4 protein-coding genes are annotated in these 3,659 nt (G+C 69.1%); 1 reads left to right on the forward strand and 3 read right to left on the reverse strand.

The annotated features are described in order from the left end of the window. Positions 1 to 10 precede the first annotated feature (10 nt). A complete protein-coding gene (aroB, locus tag ON23_RS16330; protein ID WP_039779206.1) occupies positions 11 to 1,147 on the forward strand; it encodes a 3-dehydroquinate synthase in 1,137 nt (378 codons plus the stop codon). A 60-nt stretch (positions 1,148 to 1,207) separates the two neighbouring features. Here the strand turns inward: aroB and ON23_RS16335 are convergent, their stop codons facing one another. The 3 genes from ON23_RS16335 to ON23_RS39265 form a co-directional block, all read right to left on the reverse strand. Continuing rightward, the gene (locus ON23_RS16335; RefSeq protein WP_036502750.1) at positions 1,208 to 1,681 is read right to left on the reverse strand and encodes a B-4DMT family transporter; all 474 of its coding nucleotides are present in this window, start codon (positions 1,679 to 1,681) and stop codon (positions 1,208 to 1,210) included. 48 nt (positions 1,682 to 1,729) lie between these two features. Then, the gene (locus ON23_RS16340; RefSeq protein ID WP_039779207.1) at positions 1,730 to 2,563 is read right to left on the reverse strand and encodes a shikimate dehydrogenase; all 834 of its coding nucleotides are present in this window, start codon (positions 2,561 to 2,563) and stop codon (positions 1,730 to 1,732) included. Continuing rightward, the coding region (locus ON23_RS39265) for an endolytic transglycosylase MltG (protein ID WP_051042764.1) at positions 2,553 to 3,659 on the reverse strand (1,107 nt) is incomplete at its 5' end. The genes ON23_RS39265 and ON23_RS16340, both read right to left, overlap by 11 nt.

The following is a 3,659-nucleotide window of genomic DNA, read 5'->3' on the forward strand; positions in this document are numbered from 1 at the left end:
AGCAGCACACATGAGCGAGCCCACCCGCATCGAGGTCCGTACCGCCGATCCGTATCCGGTGATCATCGGCCGGGGGCTGCTCGGCGAACTGGTCGAGCAGGTCGCCCGCCAGCCGGGAGTGCGGACGGTGGCGATCTTCCATCAGCCGCCGCTGACCGAGACCGCGGAAGTGGTGCGGCAGGCGCTGGCCGAGCAGGCCGTCGGCCCGCACGGTGACACCCTCGACGCGCATCGCATCGAGATTCCGGATGCCGAGGCCGGTAAGGATCTCCCGGTCGCGGGCTTCTGCTGGGAGGTGCTCGGCCGCATCGGCCTGACCCGGCAGGACGTCGTGATCAGCCTCGGCGGCGGTGCGGCCACCGATCTGGCCGGGTTCGTCGCCGCCACCTGGATGCGTGGTGTGAAGGTCGTCCACGTGCCGACCACACTGCTCGCGATGGTCGACGCGGCGGTCGGGGGCAAGACCGGAATCAACACCGAGGCCGGGAAGAACCTGGTCGGCTGCTTCCACGAGCCGTCGGCCGTGCTGGTGGACCTGGTCACCCTCGAAACGGTGCCGCCCAACGAGATCGTCGCGGGAATGGCCGAGATCATCAAGGCCGGATTCATCGCCGACCCGGTCATCCTCGATCTGATCGAACGCGACCCCGCCGCCGCCCTGGACCCGAAGGGCGACGTGCTGCCGGAGTTGGTCCGCCGCGCGATCCAGGTGAAGGCCGACGTGGTGGCCGCCGACCTCAAGGAGGCGAGCCTGCGCGAAATCCTCAACTACGGCCACACCCTCGGCCACGCGATCGAGCGCCGGGAACGCTACCGGTGGCGCCACGGTGCGGCGGTGTCGGTCGGTCTGGTCTTCGCGGCCGAACTCGGCCGGCTGGCCGGTCGCCTCGACGATGCCACCGCCGATCGCCATCGCGCGATCCTGGAGAGCGTCGGCCTGCCGACCACCTATGACGCCGACGCACTGCCGCAGCTGCTGGAAACCATGCAGACCGACAAGAAGACCCGCTCGGGCATTCTTCGGTTCGTCGTGCTCGACGGCCTGGCCAAACCGGGCCGCCTGGAGGGTCCCGACCCGTCGCTGCTGGCCGCGGCCTACGCGACCATCGCCCGCGAGGACAGCCCCGCCGGCGGAATTCTGCTCTAGGACACGAAAATCCGGGCCGCGGAGACGATCCGCGGCCCGGATGAGCCGATCAGTCCGCGATCAGGCCGGGGAGGCCGCCGCCGGAGGCACCGAGGATTCGCTCTTGCGCCGATCCCGGCCCACCAGGAACCGGCCGATCGCCACGCCGACCATCGCCGGAATGAAGATCATCAGCACGATGAACGAGGCACCGGCGGTCAACTCGAACAGCAGCCCGTTGTCGCCGAGATCGAACTTCGGCACGAAATCCAGCAGCCACGCCACCAGCCCACTGCCCACACCACCGACCACGCCGGCCTTCAGCCAGCGCATGGTGAGGTCGGCGCCGCCACGCTCCGGGTCGGGATTGGCCCGCCGATCACTGCGACCGTCGATCAGCCCCCAGGCCACGCCCGCGACGACCAGCACGATCAAGCACAGGATGCGCATCCACGAGCCGTTGGTCGGCGAGTAGATCATGCCGAAACCCAGCAGGGTTCGCAGTACGACGGTCAGCGCACCGAGGACTATGGCGCGCAACACCCACGAATTCATGTCGATCACCTTAGCCTGTGTTGTGACGTCATCGAATTGGAACCCGTTCTAGAAGTCACGAAGATCCAGAGCCGCTGCCATCGCCGCCCGCGGCGCGGGCCGGCCGGTGAACTGTTCGACCTGCCCGTAGGCCTGATTCAGCAGCATCTGCAATCCGCTGATGACGGTGTTTCCCGCGCGCCGTACGGCCGTAGCCAGCGGCGTCGGCCACGGGTCGTAGATCGCGTCGAGCACCACCGGCGCCGCCGCGACCGCGTCGGCCACCACCGCCGCACCGGCGGCAGGTACCGAACTGACCACCGCGTCGGCGCGCGCACACGCCGCGCGCACCCGATCGGCGTCGAAATCGGAGAACTCCGGCGCCAACCCGAGCTCGCGGGCCAGCGCGAGGGTCGGCTCGGCCCGCTCCGCGTCGCGCGCGACCACGGTGACCGTCTCGGCGCCGAGTTCCGACAGCGCCAGCAGCGCCGGTCGCGCGGTGCCACCCGCCCCGAGCACGACCGAGCGGCGCACCGATTCCACGCCGCCGCCCTGCAACGCACCGCGCACGCCGTCCACATCGGTGCAATCGGCTCGCCACCCGCTCGCCGTGCGCACCAGGGTGTTGGCGGAGCCGACCAGAACGGCACGCTCGGTCCGCTCGCCGGCGTAGTTCAGTGCCGCGACCTTGCCCGGCATCGTCACCGACAGCCCGACCCAGTCCGAATCCAGCCCGTCGACGAGGCCGGGCAGTTGCTCGCCGGTGCATTCGATGCGCTCGTAGGTCCAGTCCAGGCCCAGCGCGCGGTAGGCGGCCAGATGCAGTTGCGGTGACCGCGAATGCGCGATCGGGCTGCCCAGTACCGCGGCCTTGCGCCCCGACCTCGTCCCGTTATCGGCCACTGTCGAGAATTCCGCTCTGCTGGGCGCGCTGGATATTGCGCAGATGTTCGCTGTAGCTCTCGGTGAACATCGTGGTCCCCTGTTTGTCGACGGTGACGAAGTACAGCCACGGTCCCGGCGCCGGACTCTCCACCGCGCGCAGGGCATCCAGCGACGGTGAGGAGATCGGTGTGGCCGGCAACCCCGGCATGGCGTAGGTGTTCCACGGGGTCTTGCGGGCGCGGTCGGCGTCCGTAGTGGCGACCTCGGTGCGGTCGAGGGTGTAGTTGACCGTGGAATCGAGCTGCAGCGGTTGATCGACCGCGAGCCGGTTCACGATCACCCGGGCCACCTTCGTCATGTCCTGCGGCAGCGCCTCCCGTTCGACCAGCGAGGCCGCGATCAGCGTCTGATAGGGGTTCAGTTTGTTCGTCGCCCCCGACTGCAACAGTCCGGTCGTCTCGTAGCCGGCGGCGCTCTCGCTCACCAGCTGCGCCAGAATCTGCTCGGGCGTGCCGGACGGATCGAAATCCCAGGCGCCCGCGGCGATCATCCCCTCGAGCTGGCGGGTGCGATCGGGAACCTTGCGCACGGCGTCGACGGCCCAGCCCGGAACGCCCAGCGCGGTCGCGTCGGCGGTCGCCCCGGCGGCATCGAGTTGTTCGTAGGTGACGCACTTCTTGTCCGCACCGGTCCCGACGCAACTGGCGTCGGCGATCTTGCGGTAGATGCCCTCGTTGCGGGCGCCGGTGTTCACATCGGTGGAGTCGTGCAGCCGCCGCCCTTCGGAGACCACCACATTGCCCACCCGGGAAGTCTTCTTCAGCAGCGCCGCGACCGCATCGGTGCCCTTGCTGTGCGTCGGCACCGCGTAATAGCCCGGCTGCACCGACGTGATGCCCGAATTGCGCATGGCCGCTTGATAGAAGGCGCCGCTGCTGCGCACGACCCCCTTCTCGACCATGGTCTGCGCGATCTGTTCGGCGGTGTCACCGGTGTGCACCTGGACCACGGCCAGCGGGCCGGGCGATCCGTCGAAATCCTCGGGTCCGCCCATGGAACGGATGAACTTGTATCCGGCGTAGCCACCGGCCACCACGAACAGGACGACGAACAC

The sequence above is a fragment of the Nocardia cerradoensis NBRC 101014 genome, from assembly GCF_000308535.1.
GTDB lineage: Bacteria > Actinomycetota > Actinomycetes > Mycobacteriales > Mycobacteriaceae > Nocardia > Nocardia cerradoensis.